The sequence below is a fragment of the Halovenus salina genome, assembly GCF_026410925.1.
Taxonomy (GTDB): Archaea; Halobacteriota; Halobacteria; order Halobacteriales; family Haloarculaceae; genus Halovenus; species Halovenus salina.
The window spans coordinates 1,186,858-1,202,890 of record NZ_CP112972.1 but is presented as its reverse complement, the minus strand read 5'-3'; the positions used below and the strand labels follow the sequence as shown (position 1 = coordinate 1,202,890).

At 59.2% G+C, this 16,033-nt stretch carries 20 protein-coding genes, 1 tRNA gene and 1 pseudogene; 12 read left to right on the top strand and 10 right to left on the bottom strand.

Features of this window, described 5'->3' with window-relative positions; all coding sequences use genetic code 11:
- Positions 1-244 precede the first annotated feature (244 nt).
- From OSC37_RS06080 to OSC37_RS06065, 4 genes and pseudogenes are all read left to right on the top strand, one after another.
- A complete protein-coding gene (locus tag OSC37_RS06080; protein ID WP_267163705.1) occupies positions 245-1,147 on the top strand; it encodes a DUF7551 domain-containing protein in 903 nt (300 codons plus the stop codon).
- Positions 1,144-1,938: a DUF7260 family protein gene (locus OSC37_RS06075; RefSeq protein WP_267163704.1), complete on the top strand. Its 795-nt coding sequence runs from the start codon at positions 1,144-1,146 to the stop codon at positions 1,936-1,938. The genes OSC37_RS06080 and OSC37_RS06075 overlap by 4 nt, the downstream gene beginning before the upstream one ends.
- Positions 1,939-2,262: 324 nt before the next feature.
- A complete protein-coding gene (locus OSC37_RS06070; RefSeq protein ID WP_267163703.1) occupies positions 2,263-2,691 on the top strand; it encodes a CopG family ribbon-helix-helix protein in 429 nt (142 codons plus the stop codon).
- Positions 2,692-2,821: 130 nt separating this feature from the next.
- A pseudogene (locus tag OSC37_RS06065) lies at positions 2,822-3,187 on the top strand (ABC transporter substrate-binding protein); the annotation flags it as partial.
- 237 nt (positions 3,188-3,424) lie between these two features.
- Here the strand turns inward: OSC37_RS06065 and OSC37_RS06060 are convergent.
- The 3 genes from OSC37_RS06060 to OSC37_RS06050 are packed head-to-tail and all read right to left on the bottom strand — an operon-like array spanning position 3,425 to position 5,105.
- The gene (locus OSC37_RS06060) at positions 3,425-3,586 is read right to left on the bottom strand and encodes a 30S ribosomal protein S14 (protein ID WP_267163701.1); all 162 of its coding nucleotides are present in this window, start codon (positions 3,584-3,586) and stop codon (positions 3,425-3,427) included.
- Positions 3,583-3,840: a hypothetical protein gene (locus OSC37_RS06055; protein ID WP_267163700.1), complete on the bottom strand. Its 258-nt coding sequence runs from the start codon at positions 3,838-3,840 to the stop codon at positions 3,583-3,585. The genes OSC37_RS06060 and OSC37_RS06055 overlap by 4 nt, the downstream gene beginning before the upstream one ends.
- A gap of 2 nt (positions 3,841-3,842) precedes the next feature.
- The gene (locus tag OSC37_RS06050) at positions 3,843-5,105 is read right to left on the bottom strand and encodes a GTP-binding protein (RefSeq protein ID WP_267163699.1); all 1,263 of its coding nucleotides are present in this window, start codon (positions 5,103-5,105) and stop codon (positions 3,843-3,845) included.
- A gap of 84 nt (positions 5,106-5,189) precedes the next feature.
- Here OSC37_RS06050 and OSC37_RS06045 point away from each other — a divergent pair, with 84 nt between their 5' ends.
- A complete protein-coding gene (locus OSC37_RS06045; protein WP_267163698.1) occupies positions 5,190-6,416 on the top strand; it encodes an FAD/NAD(P)-binding protein in 1,227 nt (408 codons plus the stop codon).
- Between the two features lie 37 nt (positions 6,417-6,453).
- Positions 6,454-6,711 carry a hypothetical protein gene (locus OSC37_RS19195; RefSeq protein ID WP_267163697.1) on the top strand — a complete coding sequence of 86 codons (258 nt, stop codon included), beginning with the start codon at positions 6,454-6,456 and terminating at the stop codon, positions 6,709-6,711.
- A gap of 29 nt (positions 6,712-6,740) precedes the next feature.
- On the opposite strand, the gene OSC37_RS06035 is transcribed toward OSC37_RS19195, so the two are convergent.
- Both OSC37_RS06035 and OSC37_RS06030 read right to left on the bottom strand, forming a co-directional pair.
- Positions 6,741-6,825 (bottom strand) — tRNA-Ser (locus OSC37_RS06035).
- Positions 6,826-6,855: 30 nt separating this feature from the next.
- Positions 6,856-7,572 carry a DUF2064 domain-containing protein gene (locus tag OSC37_RS06030; RefSeq protein ID WP_267163696.1) on the bottom strand — a complete coding sequence of 239 codons (717 nt, stop codon included), beginning with the start codon at positions 7,570-7,572 and terminating at the stop codon, positions 6,856-6,858.
- A gap of 60 nt (positions 7,573-7,632) precedes the next feature.
- Here OSC37_RS06030 and OSC37_RS06025 point away from each other — a divergent pair, with 60 nt between their 5' ends.
- Both OSC37_RS06025 and OSC37_RS06020 read left to right on the top strand, forming a co-directional pair.
- Positions 7,633-7,851, top strand: a complete 219-nt coding sequence (locus OSC37_RS06025) for a hypothetical protein (protein ID WP_267163695.1) — start codon at positions 7,633-7,635, stop codon at positions 7,849-7,851.
- 56 nt (positions 7,852-7,907) lie between these two features.
- Positions 7,908-8,456 (top strand): NfeD family protein, encoded by a 549-nt coding sequence (locus tag OSC37_RS06020; RefSeq protein ID WP_267163694.1) that lies wholly within the window; start codon positions 7,908-7,910, stop codon positions 8,454-8,456.
- On the opposite strand, the gene OSC37_RS06015 is transcribed toward OSC37_RS06020, so the two are convergent.
- Both OSC37_RS06015 and OSC37_RS06010 read right to left on the bottom strand, forming a co-directional pair.
- On the bottom strand, positions 8,453-9,061 hold the full coding sequence (locus OSC37_RS06015) for a DUF7547 family protein (protein ID WP_267163693.1): 609 nt from the start codon (positions 9,059-9,061) through the stop codon (positions 8,453-8,455). The genes OSC37_RS06020 and OSC37_RS06015 overlap by 4 nt on opposite strands.
- Positions 9,062-9,108: 47 nt before the next feature.
- Positions 9,109-9,375, bottom strand: a complete 267-nt coding sequence (locus tag OSC37_RS06010; protein ID WP_267163692.1) for a hypothetical protein — start codon at positions 9,373-9,375, stop codon at positions 9,109-9,111.
- 189 nt (positions 9,376-9,564) lie between these two features.
- Here OSC37_RS06010 and OSC37_RS06005 point away from each other — a divergent pair, with 189 nt between their 5' ends.
- The gene (locus OSC37_RS06005; RefSeq protein ID WP_267163691.1) at positions 9,565-9,726 is read left to right on the top strand and encodes a hypothetical protein; all 162 of its coding nucleotides are present in this window, start codon (positions 9,565-9,567) and stop codon (positions 9,724-9,726) included.
- A gap of 4 nt (positions 9,727-9,730) precedes the next feature.
- On the opposite strand, the gene dpsA is transcribed toward OSC37_RS06005, so the two are convergent.
- Positions 9,731-10,276: a DNA starvation/stationary phase protection protein DpsA gene (gene dpsA / locus OSC37_RS06000; protein WP_267163690.1), complete on the bottom strand. Its 546-nt coding sequence runs from the start codon at positions 10,274-10,276 to the stop codon at positions 9,731-9,733.
- Positions 10,277-10,600: 324 nt separating this feature from the next.
- Here dpsA and OSC37_RS05995 point away from each other — a divergent pair, with 324 nt between their 5' ends.
- The 3 genes from OSC37_RS05995 to OSC37_RS05985 are packed head-to-tail and all read left to right on the top strand — an operon-like array spanning position 10,601 to position 12,354.
- The gene (locus OSC37_RS05995) at positions 10,601-10,909 is read left to right on the top strand and encodes a thiamine-binding protein (RefSeq protein WP_267163688.1); all 309 of its coding nucleotides are present in this window, start codon (positions 10,601-10,603) and stop codon (positions 10,907-10,909) included.
- Positions 10,910-10,954: 45 nt separating this feature from the next.
- Positions 10,955-11,887 (top strand): methenyltetrahydromethanopterin cyclohydrolase, encoded by a 933-nt coding sequence (gene mch / locus OSC37_RS05990; protein ID WP_267163687.1) that lies wholly within the window; start codon positions 10,955-10,957, stop codon positions 11,885-11,887.
- Positions 11,887-12,354, top strand: a complete 468-nt coding sequence (locus OSC37_RS05985; protein ID WP_267163686.1) for a double winged helix-containing putative transcriptional regulator — start codon at positions 11,887-11,889, stop codon at positions 12,352-12,354. The genes mch and OSC37_RS05985 overlap by 1 nt, the downstream gene beginning before the upstream one ends.
- A 2-nt stretch (positions 12,355-12,356) precedes the next feature.
- On the opposite strand, the gene OSC37_RS05980 is transcribed toward OSC37_RS05985, so the two are convergent.
- Together OSC37_RS05980 and OSC37_RS05975 are read right to left on the bottom strand one after the other, a co-directional pair.
- A complete protein-coding gene (locus OSC37_RS05980) occupies positions 12,357-14,873 on the bottom strand; it encodes an outer membrane protein assembly factor BamB family protein (RefSeq protein ID WP_267163685.1) in 2,517 nt (838 codons plus the stop codon).
- Between the two features lie 51 nt (positions 14,874-14,924).
- Positions 14,925-15,905 (bottom strand): transcription initiation factor IIB, encoded by a 981-nt coding sequence (locus OSC37_RS05975; RefSeq protein ID WP_267163684.1) that lies wholly within the window; start codon positions 15,903-15,905, stop codon positions 14,925-14,927.
- Positions 15,906-16,033 lie beyond the last annotated feature (128 nt).

The window sequence follows — 16,033 nt, the reverse complement described above, 5'->3', positions numbered from 1 at the left end:
TTTGGCCGCCATCGAACGTACAGAACTCCGTCTCCGACCGGACAGTGATTCGTGTTGTGCTACTGAATGATTATGCTCAGAAAGTACCTACTTGAGTCAACGCGCGAAAAACGAGGGGAACTGTGGGCAGGAGTCTATCTCTGGATCTTTGGTGCGAACGAACGTCAAGACAATGCTGATTCAACCGAGAATGCACCGAATGGGGATCAACCCGTGGATGGTCGCCAATCGGAGGTAGAGTAATATGGTTGGACAAACACTGACAGAAATCAGGGCACAGATCGAGAAGCGGGTGGTTGAGGACGGCTCATATGTGATCCTGTGTGGTCGGACTGGTGAGCGAATCGTTCCTGTCGATGGCCAGCGCTTCCCGAATCGGCGAACTGCGGCAGAGGCAGCCCAACTTGCAGAACAATACCGGGCTGCTCTCCGTCGCTACGATCCGCAGGTCCCCTGTTATGATCCAATCGTCTGTGAGACTCCTGCAGTTACCCGGCCGCCATCTGCTACCGAACAGTCACGCAAGGAATGGGCGTTTCCCCCTGCTCCGGCCATTCCTGGACAGCAGTCGGGACGGATCGAATTCTGCCACCAGGTTGCCGGCGCACTCTTTGAAACCCTCTCAAACGAGGGGTATGATGAGATAGAACGGGCGGTTATGGATGCGTATTTTGAGTCAGCCGAAACGATATCCAGCCGAGATGTGCTCTGTTTGCGCCTTTTAGAACAGATGGCTGCCGAACTTGATTCACAGCTTTCGAATACGACGCAAGCGTCCGTACTCGGCCAGGCTGCAGCCCAATTGCCCGTCTCATCGACCCAAGAAACTACGCTCACCGCTGCATTCGACCGAATGGAGGCAATCGAGCTACTCGACAGTTACTCGACATCGCCATGGACTGTTGACCCGGTGGATGGCGAGCGGCAGTGTCAGATCACAGTCGCTGAATACGCCCTGTCCCCACTGGATACCGCTATTCCAACGCTTCCGATCACCATTGATCTGTTGTGTCGCCAACCCGATACAACCTTCACCGTTTCAGGGGTAACTCGAACAAACAGCGACACGTGGCAATTTACGCTCACCGCGGACGTCGATGGTGAACCAGCGGGGCTTACGACTGCACCAATTACTGAATCTTCATGAGTCTTGAAACACATCTTGACAGCGCCCGTGAACGGGTCCGTTCAGAGCGCGATGCCGTCCAGAAGAAGCAGACTGCTTACAAACGGTTCATCACGCGTGTTAAAAACCTTTCACCGGGCTCAATCCAATCGGGATCCCAAGTAACAGCACTCGCATCAGGTGGAACACAGCTTCTTGACCAGTCCGTCCAGACAGAGACGGATTGTGCCGCGGTTCGGACGGCATTTCGAGAGACGATTCGTCCCCATAGTGTCGATGACCTTGACGATGAGGAGCCCCTTTTGCAGACAATTCGCGCAGAGTTATCGGAGTCACTCGCAATTGCAGTCGCACCGACGACCGAGACCAGATTGACGGTCGATCTCCAGGAGGCTATCGTGACTGAAGCCCAATCCCAGCGGGTGGACCTCCAAGCAATGGAGGCTGCCCTAAATCGGGAGCGTGACCAGCTTGCCACTGCAGCGGATACCCTCACGCCAATCATAGAGTGGCTTATTGATGTCAACGAAACTCCGTTGCTCGATGTAGGATTTGAAGGGCTTGCGGACAGGCATTCAACGCTCGAATCTCACCGTGACAGCTGCGAGCAGTTACTGCTAGACCGGCAAACCTTCCTCCAAGAAACCACGAGTCAAGCCGCACATGCTGGGATTGTGCACCGCTCACTAATTCAGTATCTTTATCAGGATTTTCCTATCGATTATCCTGCTCTCTCAACGGGAATACGATTAGATGAGCTTTGCGCCGAAAGTCAGCGAGCCGTACGCGACCATCTCGTTCGACGGGTGTAAACTACCCCTCCGCTAAAGGAGTGGGATTTCAGTGTGGCCTCTCGCCCTGGCCGAATCGTCTGCAGGTGACTGCGAGTAGCCGAGGTGCCCACCGCGTTCAGAGAGGATCGGTTGGGCGTGCAACAGGAAGGTCGCCGCCCAACGCTCGGGCGTAAACACGACACGAAAGACCGACGGGCTGACGCCTCACTCGAACGCTGACCCACAACACCACTGATTCATACTAAAAGTGGCAAGGCTGTTGCTCACTTTTTATGTAGTCTCACTTCAATTTTGGTCCGGAAGATAGTAATATTTAATATTTTAGGGGGATTCAGTTGTTATATGAGCGTCGTTAGTATCTCGATGCCAGAAGAGTTGCTCAATCGAATCGACCAGTTTGCGGACGACCACGGCTATACTGGTCGCAGTGAAGTAATTCGGGAGGCGGGTCGGACCCTCCTCGGTGAGTTCGAGGATAAAAAACTCGAAGATCGAGAGTTGATGGGCGTCGTCACAGTAGTTTTCGATTACGAAACAACAAGCGTCGAAGAGAAAATGATGCATCTTCGCCACGAACACGAGGGCATCGTCGCTTCGAACTTTCATAGCCATGTTGGCGGCCACCATTGCATGGAACTGTTTGTGTTGGAAGGCTCGCTCGAAGAGATCTCGACGTTTGTCGGGAAGATCAGAGCGACAAAGGACACGCTCACCGTCGACTACTCTGTGCTGCCGGTGGATGACTTCGGTCCGCTCGCCGATATGAAATGAATTGGCTCCCTTCTCCTCACGGAATACAACTGCTTCTGATACCCTCTCTTTTTTCTAACCCTTATTAGAGTTAATTACTTCATTTTTATTGCAGAAATTACTGCAGTTACTATTGTCTTTACTAACACTGATGGTCCACATCTTGCGCCGGGTGCTGCTCCAGGCCACAGGAATTGCTGGCTGTCTGGGTCAAAGAGAGGAATCACTCGACTTTGTCACGGTTGCGTACGTCCCGAGTTATCCAAACATGCAACACTACGTGATGACGCAGAAGAACTACTACGAGTGCGTCGCGGCAGATGTTACAGTCGAGCGGTTCAGCTCCGGGTCCAGCGTCGTCAAGGCATTCGCGAGTGGAGACATCGACGTTGCACTCTTCGGTATCACTCCTGCAATGAACTTCGTCGATAAAGCTACCGACGCTAGTATCCTTGCAGCGAATTCGAGAAGCGGCTCCAAGATTATGAGAAACGAACTCGGTGACCTCGACAAACAGAGGCTCCGAGCCCGGTGGCTCGGCATGCAGGGTCGCCTCGATATGTGACCCAGTTGACCCACGACGACTCCGTCTCGGCGACCGTCCACTCAAGTGGGTGTCGCGTGAGTATCGTTACCCACCCCTGCTCCACGAGTGTGCAGGCAAGCGGTAGTGATCTCGCCACCGACAACAATCGTCTCGCCGCCGACGATAACACACTGCTGGTTTGTGACTTGCTCGTTTGTGCTTCTCCGGTCAGTCGTGCTTTTTGAACCCGATATCACGGGCTTTCTCTCGGAAGGACTGCCGGCACAGCCAGATGTCGTACTTGCCGACCAGCCCCTGCTCGCGGCCAGTATCGAGACATACTCGTCGCTCTCGCTCGTCTTGTCCGTCGGTGTTTTCTTCGTCGCTCATACTGCCTCCTCGGCTCGCCGACGCAACGATTTCGGGACAGACGGGTCGTCTGCGAGCGATTTCAACTGTTCGGTACCGCCACAGTTGATGAGTCCTTTGAGTGCCTGGCGACGAAACTCGCCAGCAAGCCCGCCTGCTTGGACGAGCACCGACAGATTCGCGCGCTCGTCCTTTGCGGCGAGTCTGTCGACCGCGCTCGATCGGTTTTCTCGTGCTACACTCTTTTTTATGGCAGTCTGAAACTCGACTGACATTGTTAGTCTGCAATTCCGAGTTCTTCAGCCCCATCTTCTTGCTCGGGGGCGCTCTCTTCATTGTTGAACTCAAAGGTTGGGAACTGATCCTCGTAGCTGTCCCACGCCTCCTCCATTTCCTCGGCGGTGAGCAGACAGGCTTCGAGCTGTTCACGAACGGCGTCGTGGTTCATTTCACGACCGATGATGACCAACTGTGTGCCGCGGTCTCCCCACTGTTCGTCCCACAGTTCCTCGAGAACGGGGTTTGCTTCGAACTGTTTTTGTTGTTCCGCCTCGGGAAGTGTTGCAATCCACCGACCGCCGGGACCGACGCGAACGGACTGGCCGGCGACGTTGAGTGACAACGCAATCTCCTCACGCCCGGCGAGCCAGAAGTGACCCTTCGACCGGACGATCGTCTCTGGCAATGCATCGAGTAGATCTGCAAATCGTTCAGGGTGAAAGGGCCGTCGTGAGTGAAAGACGAGTGAGCTCACACCGTGTTCCTCTTCGGCGGACGCGTGTGGCTCTTTGAGTTCTTGAATCCAGCCTGCGGACTGGCTCGCCTCCTCAAAATCGAACCGTCCAGTGTTGACGATTTTCTCGGGAGCGACAGCGCCGTATTCGGTTCTCATAATCTCTGCGCGTGGCTGGAGGCGTTCGAGGGTCTCCTCTATTTCTTTGAGTTCCTCGTTCGGGACAAGGTCACACTTGTTAAGGACGAGAACATCACAGAACTCGACCTGTTCGACGAGTAAATCGCCAAGATGCTTGTCTGTTCCATCGTCGTTCAGCATTTCGTCGGCGTTCATCGCCTCCTCAAACTGGTGGGCGTCCACGACCGTCACTGTCGTATCGAGGTGGCAGTTCGCCAGTGGCTCGATGCTCGTCTCCTCGTAGAACTCGGTCGGATCGAGATCGGACTGGTTAAAGCCCATGGTCAGCGTCTGAGCGACCGGGAGTGGCTCGGCAACGCCAGTCGACTCTACCACGAGTGCGTCGAACTCACGTTCACTCGTGAGCCTCCCGATCGCGTCCAACAGGTCACCCCGCAACTCACAACAGATACAGCCGTTCGATAGTTCGATTAGTTCCTCCTCCTCTTCAGAGATATCCGAGGACTCGGCAACGAGCTCCGCATCGACGTTGACCTCACCCATATCGTTGACGAGTACCGCGATATCACGGTCTCCGCTTTCCGCCAGAATGTGATTGAGCACTGTCGTCTTCCCCGCACCGAGTGTTCCGGACAACACTGTCACTGGGATTGTCATCGTATTCATCAGTAGCAAATATACAACACTATCTAATAAGAGTTATTATTATTAGATGTAAATTTATTATACTCCTGGCTGGTATGCTGAGACATGAGCGCTCCGGACTCGAGAGTCGAGTGGCTGATCGTCGGCGGCGGGATCCACGGGACGTATCTCGCCCGTGAACTGAAAGAATCCGGCATCACCCCGGATGACCTCATGGTCGTGGACAGCGAGGGTGAACTGCTCGCATCGTTTCGTCAGAAAGCACGAGCCTGCGGTATGGAGACGTTGCGATCGAACTACGTCCAGCACATTGGTCCCTCACCATTCGGACTCGAACGGTTTGCCGAGGCGAACGACCGCGGGGACGAACTGGTTCCGACACAGAACAGCCAGCCCCGCCCGACGCTGGATCTCTTCATAGATTACGCAGAGTACATCGTCAAGCGGTTCGATCTCCGAAAGTTAGTGGATAAAGCGACAGTCACCGGAATCTCTGGCGATGGACCGCTTCGCGTCGAGACGACCGGTGGTTCGATCCGGGCCGCAAACGTCGTGCTCGCCGTCGGTCCAAACGAACGGTTCCACTGTCCCACTTGGGCAGAGGAGACAGATCGCGTCAGCCATGTCTGGGACAAATCGACAGCCCCACCGCAGCGCATCAGAGACGGTGAACGTGTCTGGGTCATCGGTGGCGGAACAACCGCAACGCAGTTTGCAACCTCAGTGGCAGGCCAGGCTACATCGGTCGTGCTCTGCTCGCGGTCGCCCCTGCAAAGTGCGCTACGCGAGGCAGAGCCGCGGTGGCTCAACTGGCAATATATCACCAAGCAACTCCATTCACTGCCGCCTGGATCACAGGCACGATACGACCGACTCCGGAAGGCGCGTAACGAAGGCACAATACCGCCGTACCTACGGCGTGAACTCGACAGGGTCGACAATCTCGAGCACCATCACGAAGAGCTTACTGCAGCGGTCGAGACACAAGACGGGGTACTTCTCACTGGGGAGCAAGGGGTCGGATACCAAGCAGACCGCGTGGTGCTGGCGACGGGATTTGAGTCAGTGTACGGCCGGCCGTTAGTAGACCAGATCGCCTCGGAACTCGCGTTGGAACGAGGGTACCGAGGGATGCCGGTACTCGAGGACTCGACGCTCGCTTGGAGAAAACGGGATGGCGAGTGTTCCCGCGTCTTCGTCACTGGACGACTCGCAGAAGGAAGCCTTGGGGCGTTTGCAGGTAATATCCCGGGTGCACGCCGAGCAGCCGAACGGATACTCAACTCTCAGCCAGAGAGAACTCCCAACCAAACGGCGAGTCTCTCTCCGTGAAGATGAGGGTCAGTCAGCCCGGGTCGGTCCGACAGAGATGTGGATCGCCACGCTTCCGAAGGCCCAACAAGAGCGCTACTTCGCTGCTCGTCCCAGCATCAAAGAGTACTGGCACAATCAGTGGGGCGACCGCTGGACCGAACTCTTCCCGGCCGAACGGATCAGAGACGCGGTGATGGCCGGGGACGTGACGCAACTGCATCGCGGCGACAAGCACGCTTCTGAGGGCGACCGCTTCGCTATCTTCGGCAAGGGCGATTCCGCACTACTGTTCCGGGAGCCACGTTGGAGATGAGGCTTTTCGTCGTCTGTGACTCCGAGAAACGGTGGGACTGGGATTTGAACCCAGGAGGGGCAAAACCCCACCTGCTCTCAAGGCAGGCGCATTAGGCCACTTTGCTATCCCACCAGCGGCAGTACGCTGTTCTACCTGCCCCCTCTAAGAGTTGTCGGAATGCGTCGAAACGACGTCTCCGTCTTCGACCGTCAGTCCCAGCTTCTCGATGCAGGCCGTCGTCCGTGGGGGGACAATCTTGTCTGCTCCAGCGCGTGCCCTAACGAGCGAGACAGTCGTTGTGAGTCCTGCAGGCGTATCGATGCGGGGCAAGACAGGCAGGTACGCGACCGATAGCCCCGCATCGACTGCCTGCTGAGTCATCGTCTCGACAGCCGGCGGGGCGTAGCTGTCGGTGAAATCAACCGGCTCGGTGAACCCGGCAAAATAGAGTCCGCCGTCGGTCGTCGGACCAAGGACCACGTCGTCACGCCGGAGCTTCATCGCAATCGTGCCGATGTGCTCTCGTCGCAGCAGTGGTGCCGTCGGCTCGACGACGCCGACTGTCTGCTCGTTCTCGGCATCGAGGAGATGGGTGAGTGTGTTGCCGACGCGACCCGCGTAGCTCTCCCCGACCTGAACCTCGTACCGGACTGAGCCTGGGTCCGCTAGCTCGGCATCGAGCAACGACTGCAACTCCGTCTTGCTGTTGCGGTCAGAGTCGGGGTAGTTCACGAGCAGGTCGGCCTCGCCGTGCTGGACGGTGTCACAGATGTCGAGAAGTGACGCGCGGTACAGCGCCGTGGCATCCGTCGGAGAGAGGCTCTCGTGGTCCAGCGCTACGTCGTCGGGCAGCTCGGCCAACACGGCAACGGTGGTCATACCCTCCTTTCGGAGGCGTGGACCCTTGGCATTTTATATCGGGGATGCATACCGTGACGTATGCGATGGCGAACACTCGTCGGGACGGTCGCTGTGACAGCCGTCTCACTGGCCGTTCTCGGCATCGGAAGCAACTTTTTCCTCGGTAACAAGCTGTTTCGCTCCTCGGAGATGCAGACGCCAGCATTGCTCTCGTTCGGCTTTCTCCTGACCGCGGTCATCGTTTTCGGCGCTATCGGACGCCCGTGGCGAACCTGGGACCGGACGGCGTACTGGTAGACGCGGTCTGTAACCCGGCCAGAACTGTTTTCCGGGGCGGCTTCCAACTATGTGGTATGGTGTTGGAGCTTGCGTTGACGAATCTGCCACTGCTTCTGATACTGGTAGGTGCAGGTCTTATTATTGCAGAGGCGTTCGCTCCCGGCGCACATTTTTTCGTCGTCGGTGTCGCGCTGTTTGCGGCCGGGCTGGTGGGCTATCTGGGAACGTTCATCCTCCCCGGGACGGTCAATCTGGTCCTCATGAGTCTCATCGTCATCGTCGCCTCGCTGGCGACGCTCTGGGCGTACCGCGAACTTGACGTGATGGGTGGCTCGGGCAAGGCACGCACCTCAGACTCGGACTCGCTTCGCGGATTGACCGGGCGTGTGACCGAACAGGTAACACCGACCGAGGGCGAAATCAAACTTGACGACGGCGGCTTCAACCCATACTACAAGGCCCGCAGCATGGACGGGCACATTCCAGAAGGCGAGGAGGTTATCGTGGTTGACCCCGGCGGCGGCAACGTCGTCACCGTCGAATCTGTCTCGAAAATCAGAGACGACATCGACCGGGAACTGGAGGCCGACCGTGAAGCCACGGCCGAACGAGAGACGAGCTAGGACGGCTCGTCGTCGCCGTCATCTGGTGCATCGTCTGTTCCGCTGTTGTTTTGATTGTCGTCGGCTTCGTCGAGGTCGTCTTTGAGTGACTCGAGTTCTGACTCGATGTCGATACCGATGGCAGCCGCGTCGTCTGTGCTGGGGCTTTCCGCAGGCGTGGCTCCGTCTTGGGCCAACTCGTCTTGAACCTCTTCGCGGAGATCGCGGGCACGGTCGAGGAGCTCTGTTGCTTGCTCGCTCTCGCTTCGACCTTCGAGGGCGGACTGGAGGTCTGTGAGGACGTCGTCGAGCTGTGAGAGTGAGGCGCGGCCGACGTCTTCCGCTCGGTTTCGAGCTTCGGAGACGGTACCCTCGGGCGACGGCTCTCGGCCGTCAGCGAGACGGAGCGTCCGCTGGAGCAACTGGAGTGCGCGGATGTTCGTCCGGAGCAGGAGAACGAGCCCCGGAATCGCCACCTCGCTTGTGAACCGCGCCAGCTCGTTCGCCGTGGGAAGGCGCGGCCCGCGCGGTCGTCCGCGCTCTACTTCATCCTCTAACTCTTGAAGCGTCGTCGTCAACTCGGAGAGGAGTTCTCGAATCTCCGGATCGGAATCCGCGTCGCTCATACGTCGACTACGGTACCACGATACAAAAGCGTACCACGCTAGCCTAATCAGTCGTCGGCCGCACAGGGGCCCGGACTATCGACACAGGCCTCGGTGGCCGGCGCACAGTCGACTCGGTTTGCTGTCGCCTGGCTGTCTGACTGCAGCTTGTCGATACCCCAGAGCATACCTGTCGTCACAACGGTCCCGCCAATCGGCAACGCAACCGCCATCGGCGTCGCAATAACTGCGAGGACGACGAGACCAACGCCAATCGCCGTCAGAGAGAGTCGGCCCGACAGACGAGGCAGTGAAGGTGAATGTCCAAATCTCATCACTAGAAACTAGTGGTCTCACCCGTATAAATATAATCTGAATTATATTTCTGTAGGATTGTCTACTGAAATAGATTTCACAGAATGCGGTATCATATCACATGGTCCCCCGATGGCAGCTCATGTGAACTGATAGTTGTTTAGGCCAACCAAAACGCTTATATTTTTAGGAGTGCCTAATCCAGGGTAATGGACGCCTTCAACGAATCGGAAGCAGACAGAGAGCAGCCACCGGAGGACGAATGCAAGGTGACGATGCACCGCAGTTCGCCTGACCGCACGGTCTTCACCGAGGAAGACAACACAGAGGGCTGGATTGCAACGGACCTGACAGTCCCGCTGGAGCGGTAACCGGTTATCTGGTCGCGTCTTCGAGCACCAGTGTGTCGTCTTCGAGATAGTGCTCGATATGGTGGGCGTCCTCTTCCACCTCGATGAGAATCTCTCGGAGAATCTGCGCTGTTGCGTGGTCTCCGAGGTTCGTCGCTAGCTCGACGTGGTCGCGCAGGTTCTCGATAATGTCGCCGTAGACGTTGAGGTCGTTGCCCAGCGAGGTCCGAATGTCGTAGACGTCTTCATCTTCTGAGTCGACAGGTGCATGCGAGGCGATTGCGGCGGGGCCAGCAACGGGGGTCCCGCCGAGGGCCTGTGCACGCTCTGCGAGTTCGTCTGCGGCCTCCTCTGCGTTCTCGGCGGCCTCTCCGAGGAACTCGTGGATATCCCGGAACTCGGCTCCCTCGACGTTCCAGTGGTGTTTCTTGAGCTGGTGGTAGAGGACGTACGTGGCCGCAAGGTCTGCGTTCAACGCGTCGATGACCTGCGTTGCCTTCTCTGTCTCCAGCCGTAGCTCGTTTTCTCCGACACTACCGAACTCGCGTCGCGGTGACTTCTGGGTACTCATACAGTACTATATTGGCGCCACATCCATATAAATCTGGCCTTATGAAAAACAATATTTTCTATTACTAAATTTTACTTCTGATATCCCTCACAGCACGCGGAGACGGTAACTGAAAGGGCGAGGCGCTCTCGACGAACCCCGACGACGCAAGCACCACAGCGACCGGAGGGAGCGAGGAGCGCAGCGAGTGTTCCGCGAATAGCATGAGCGGAACGTGGGAGTCGAAAGCGTCGAGGGCTTTCTCCATCTTACTCTTCCCCGAAATCCCTTATCTGAACACTACCTGTCTGGTGTGCTTTTGCGTGTGGCGACAGTACTGCCTGTATGACAGTCACTGCGTTTCTCGCTGTCTCACCGACAGTCGAAGGGAGCATGGCACCGGAGATAGCCAAGGCAGTCGAAGCACTGGAGTCGTTCGACGTGGCGTACGAGACGACGCCGATGGGGACGATACTCGAAGCCGAAGCAGTCTCGGAGATTTTTGCGGCCGCTCAGGCAGCTCACGAAGCCGTCGACAGTGATAGGGTCGGCACATTCCTAAAAATCGACGACAAGCGGACGACTGACGACCCGGCAGCGGCGAAAGTCGACGCAGTCGAAGACCATCTCGGCCGAGAGGCGACCAGCCGGTAACGGCAGTCCACGAGTTGATAAGGGAGGCGACACGAACGGAGGAGTATGGAGAGTCTCAACCGGATGGCCATGGAACTGGTCGACGAGGCCATCGACTTCGCGGAGGAGCTCACTATCGACGTACACACCCTCGACAACGAGGCGATGGTGCTGGATTTCGGTGTCGAACTGCCTGGGGCAACCGAGGCGGGGCTGTTGCTCGCCGAGATTGGGACCGCTGGGCTGGCGACTGTCCAGAGCAGTGTCGACGAGGTTGCCGGAGCACCGCTCACACACGTCGAGATGACGACCGACCACCCGGCACTTGCGCTTTTGTGCTCGGGTAAGGCTGGCTGGGAGCTCCAGACCGAGAACTTCCAGGGGCTCGGAAGCGGACCGGCCCGCGCGCTCGTCGCTGAGGAGGACATCTACGAACGCATCGCCTTCCAGGACGCCTTCGAGTTTGCGGTCCTCGCCGTCGAGGCAGACCAGCTGCCCGACGAGGAGGTCGCCGCTGCCGTTGCTTCTCGCGCTGACGTCCCCGAGAGCAGTGTCTTCCTGCCGACGTTCTCGACAGCGAGTGTAACCGGTAGCGTTCTCGCGGCCTCGCGAGCGGCCGAACTGGCTGTTTTCCGTCTCTCGGAACTGGGCTACGATCCCCTCGACGTGCTCTCTGTCAGCGGGTCGGCCCCGGTTGCGCCGGTCGCCCACGACGAGCCGACCGCGATGGCCCGGACGAACGACGCCCTCGCCTACGGCGGCCAGGTACATCTCGTCGTCGACCAGCCGTTCGACCGGTTCGACGAGGTCGTCTCGACGGCCGGGGACGAACACGGTGACCCATTCGTCGATATCTTCGAGTCCGTCGACTGGGCCTACGACCAGCTTCCGGTTGAGCTGTTCGCCCCGGCCCAGGTCACAATCGATGTTAGAGGCGGCGACACCCACGTCTACGGCGAGCGCGACGAAGCTACCCTGGCTGAGAGCTTCGGACTCTGATGCGATACCGACAGCTACCGCCTGCGGGCGACATCTCGGACATCGAGCGTGTCTGGCAGGCCGTGCCTGCTGACCCTGCCGAGACGAGTGACTGCTGTGCCCGACTCTGTGACCGGGTTGGCGTCGAGCGCCGCGAGTACGCAAGCGAGTGGCTCGTCTTCCTCTCGGCGCTTGGCTGTGTCACAGACGACGGTGACGGCTACTTCCGGAGTGTCGACGCGCTGGCCGTCGATTCACTCGGTGATTGCTTCGAAACACAGGTCTTCGGCGTCTCGGAGGTGCTGGCGGTTCTCGACGCGGCAGCCGAACCGCTCACGAAAACAGAGATTCACACGCGACTCGACGACGACCACCGCCGGCACATCGGTCGGGCCCGCGAGGGGTATCTCGACCGTCTTCTCGCCTGGGGGCTCGTCTTCGACCAGTTCGACGCCGCTGAGACGGGCTACACAGTCAGAGCTATCTGAGATCAGGATTCGGCGGCGTCTCCTCGGGCCTGTAGTGTCGTCCGCAGGTCGGTTACGGTCCGCCAGCCAAGCGCGAGGCCGCTGATGAGCAACGTCACGCCGAACACCTGCGAGACGACTGGAAGTGCGTCCTCACGTCGGTCGACAGCCAGCACTTCGATACTCCCCGAACGCACGCGGTCGCCCGTCGCGACGGTGTAGTTGTACTCCCCGGCCGGCGCGTTGTCGGGGTCGAGCGTGAGCGTGACCGGTACCGTCTCGTTGGGGCGAATCGTCTGCTCTGTCGAATCGACGACCTCTCCGTCGAACGCCAGCGCAACAGGGGTGGTTGCGGTCACGTTGCCCGTGTTTCGCAGCGATGCGATGACCTCCGCGTTGCTGTCCGCCCACACTGTCTCGGGGCTGTTCAGCGCCGTCACCTCGTGCGTTGGTCGGGCGCGGACGGCTGTCGTATACTCGAAGCGTTCGTCGCCGACAGTGACGGCTATCGAGCGAGAACCGGTCGTCTCGGGCGCAGCAAACGAGGCGACGACTTCGCTGCCTTCGCCGGGACCCAGGCCGATTGTCACCGGACGTGGTCCGTCGGCGGTCTCCCAGTCGGGAGTGACGGTGACTGTCGTATTTGCTCGCTCGCTACCGGTGTTCACGAGCGTCACCTGGACCTCGGCTTGCTCTCTGGCGGCGACAGTCTGGGTGACGTTCGTGTCGACCACCGAAATGGACCCCGCGCCGCCCTCAGTGGTCTGTTTCTGGCTGGTGAGCCAATCGTGGTGGCCCTCGACGCCGAGACGCACTCGGGAGTCGACACTGTCGCCACGAACGGGGTCGGCCACGACTGTTACCGCACCCGTCACGTCGCCCGAGAAGGCCGCCACACGCCAGCGCTCGGTGCCGTTCTCGGTCCCGAGTGCCAGCACCTCACCCGCGGCGGTACCGACATACAGCTCCCCATCGTGTGTCGTGGGTGCCAACAGGGGCTGGTTCGGCTCTGTCACATGCCAGCGTGCATCCCCCGTCTTCGCGTCGAGCGCTGTCACTGTCGCGGAAGCGGTACTGACCGGCGACTGGCCCACCAGATACACCGACGCCGATTCGTTGTCACCGGCCCTGTCGACCACTGGGGGGTAAAACTGTGCGACTTCGTCGCGGTACCTGAACTGTTCTTGGCCGGACTCGGCATCCAACCCGTACAGGAACGAACGTGCGCCTGCGGCGTAGACCATCGAATCCTCGGTCGCGTTGCCGAGAGTCCCGTTCCCGGCGAGGACGACCGGGGGAGACATGCCGCCCGAGACGACGCTGTCGAACTGCGAGCGTTGCTTGCCGGTCGCCGTGTCGAACTCGTACAGCGCCGAATCGCCAGCGACGAAGATGGTCTCGTTCGTTCGCCCACTCGGAATACCACTCGAATAGAACGTCTCGCCGTTGTAGCTTCTCTGCCAGACTCGCTCGCCATCTGTGGTGTCGTGTGCCGCGACGGTGCCGTTGAGTCCACCAATGTAGATGGTCCCGTCGAGTACTGTCGGTGCCCCTGCGATGACTGTCTCGGACTCGACGCGCCAGTGCTCATCGCCCGTTGCCGCGTCCAGTGCCACCAGCTGCTCGCCGTCACCAAAATAGACCGACCCGTTCACGACGGTGAGGCGAGTGCTCGTGCTGTAGAGAATCTCGTAGTGAGAGGAGTTCTCCGTCGTATTGGTGTAGGCCCACTGTTGTTCTCCAGTCAGTGCATCGACCGCGTACACGCCCGATATCGAACGGACGTAGACGGTCCCGTTCACCACCAGCGGGGTACGAAGCCGGTCACCCAGATTTGTCGTCCATAGCGGCTTGCCGGTCTCTCCGTCGAGCGCGCCAAGGGAGCCGTCTCTTGTCCCGGCATACACCGTTGTCTCCCATGGTATTCTTGTTGGCTGTCGACTCTCCCACTCGGCCGGTCCGACCGCTATCTCGCGGTCTAGGCTGCCGTCGAGCGCCCCGACGCGCGATTCAGACGGGCTCTCCGCCTCCAGAAACGGTAGGCCCAACACCAGCACGGCCACGGCACCGGCGACCAACACGAGCGATACGGCCCCCAGTGCCGCGTGTGCCCACAGCCACCTGTCGCCCGATTCCTCCCAGGATGGACCGCGCAACGGGACGTCAGTGTATCTATCCCAGAGTTGCTCCGCGGCGGCGGGCTCACAGCCGTACACGAGCCGGTGGCGCATATCCTCTGCATCGACAAGCGTGAGTTCGCTATCCCCGACTGTTGTTGTCTCTCCATCCGTGACACGCGGTGAGACGACATGGTCAACCTGGTCTGCCGGTGGCGGCTCGTATCGGACACGAGCCAGCCGGCCGGCCGGCAGCACCAGCAGCCGTCGTTCCCTGCCGTTTCGGGTACAGACGACGACATCGCCGTCTACGGTTGTCTCCCACCCGGCGAGCGACCAGAGTGCCGCGACGAACGACCGGTGTTCCTCGTGGTCGAGCGCCTGCAGCTGGTCTGCGAACGCCGATGTGGGAATCGTTGTCATCGGCGCTGGCTCAGGTCTCAACAGAAAAAGGCGTATCGTTCGACCGCCGGCCTAGAGCCCGTGGATGTCTTCCTCTGCTTCGAGCAGTTCGTGATAGCGGTTTCGGATGGTGACCTCGGAGATGTTCGCCACCTCGCTGACCTCGCTCTGGGTAACCTTCTCGTTGGTCAACAGCGAAGCTGCGTAGACCGCCGCCGCCGCCAGACCCACCGGCGACTTACCGGAGTGAACGCCCTGTTCCTTTGCCGTGCCGAGCAACTGACGCGCGCGACGTTCGACCTCTTCAGAGAGCGTCAGATCGGAGACGAAGCGGGGCACGTAGCTTTCGGGGTCGGCCGGCTCGATTTCGAGTTGGAGTTCCCGGACGACATAGCGGTAGGTACGTGCGATTTCGTCTTTCTCGACGCGTGACACCTGTGTGAGTTCGTCGAGCGAGCGTGGGGTACCGGCTTTGCGGGCGGCCGCATACAGTGATGCGGTCGCGACACCTTCGATGGAGCGGCCGGGCAGCAGGTCGTCTTCGAGCGCGCGGCGGTAGATGACACTCGCGGTCTCCCGGACGTTTTCGGGGAGACCGAGCGCCGAGGCCATCCGGTCGATTTCGCCCAGCGCCTGCTTCAGGTTGCGCTCTCTGGAGTCGCGAGTGCGGAACCGTTCGTTCCAGGTGCGCAGCCGTTGCATCTTCTCGCGCTGGCGACTCGACAGGGCATTGCCGTAGGCATCTTTATCCTGCCAGCCGATGTTCGTCGACAGCCCCTTGTCGTGCATCATCTGTGTCGTCGGCGCACCGACACGGGACTTCTCGTCTTTTTCACGGGCGTCGAACGCCCGCCACTCTGGACCGGGGTCAATCTCGTCTTCTTCGACGACGAGCCCGCAGTCTTCACAGACGGTCTCGCCGTGTTCCGCGTCTGACGTGAGCGTTCCGCTACACTCCGGACAGGTGAGTGTCTCGTCGTCAGTACGCTCTGACTCATCTTCGCTTTCGTTCTCGCTTTCGCGCGCGTATCGTCTCGTGGTGGTATCTGTCATGTTGGACTGGGAGTCGGGGCTTATGCCCGGGAAAACGTCTTCCTGTATCCAATATGTTGACTCTCTCAGGACTTAAATCTTTTCCAGAATTGCATATTTCGTTCACGGACGATGAAAAATATTCTTGC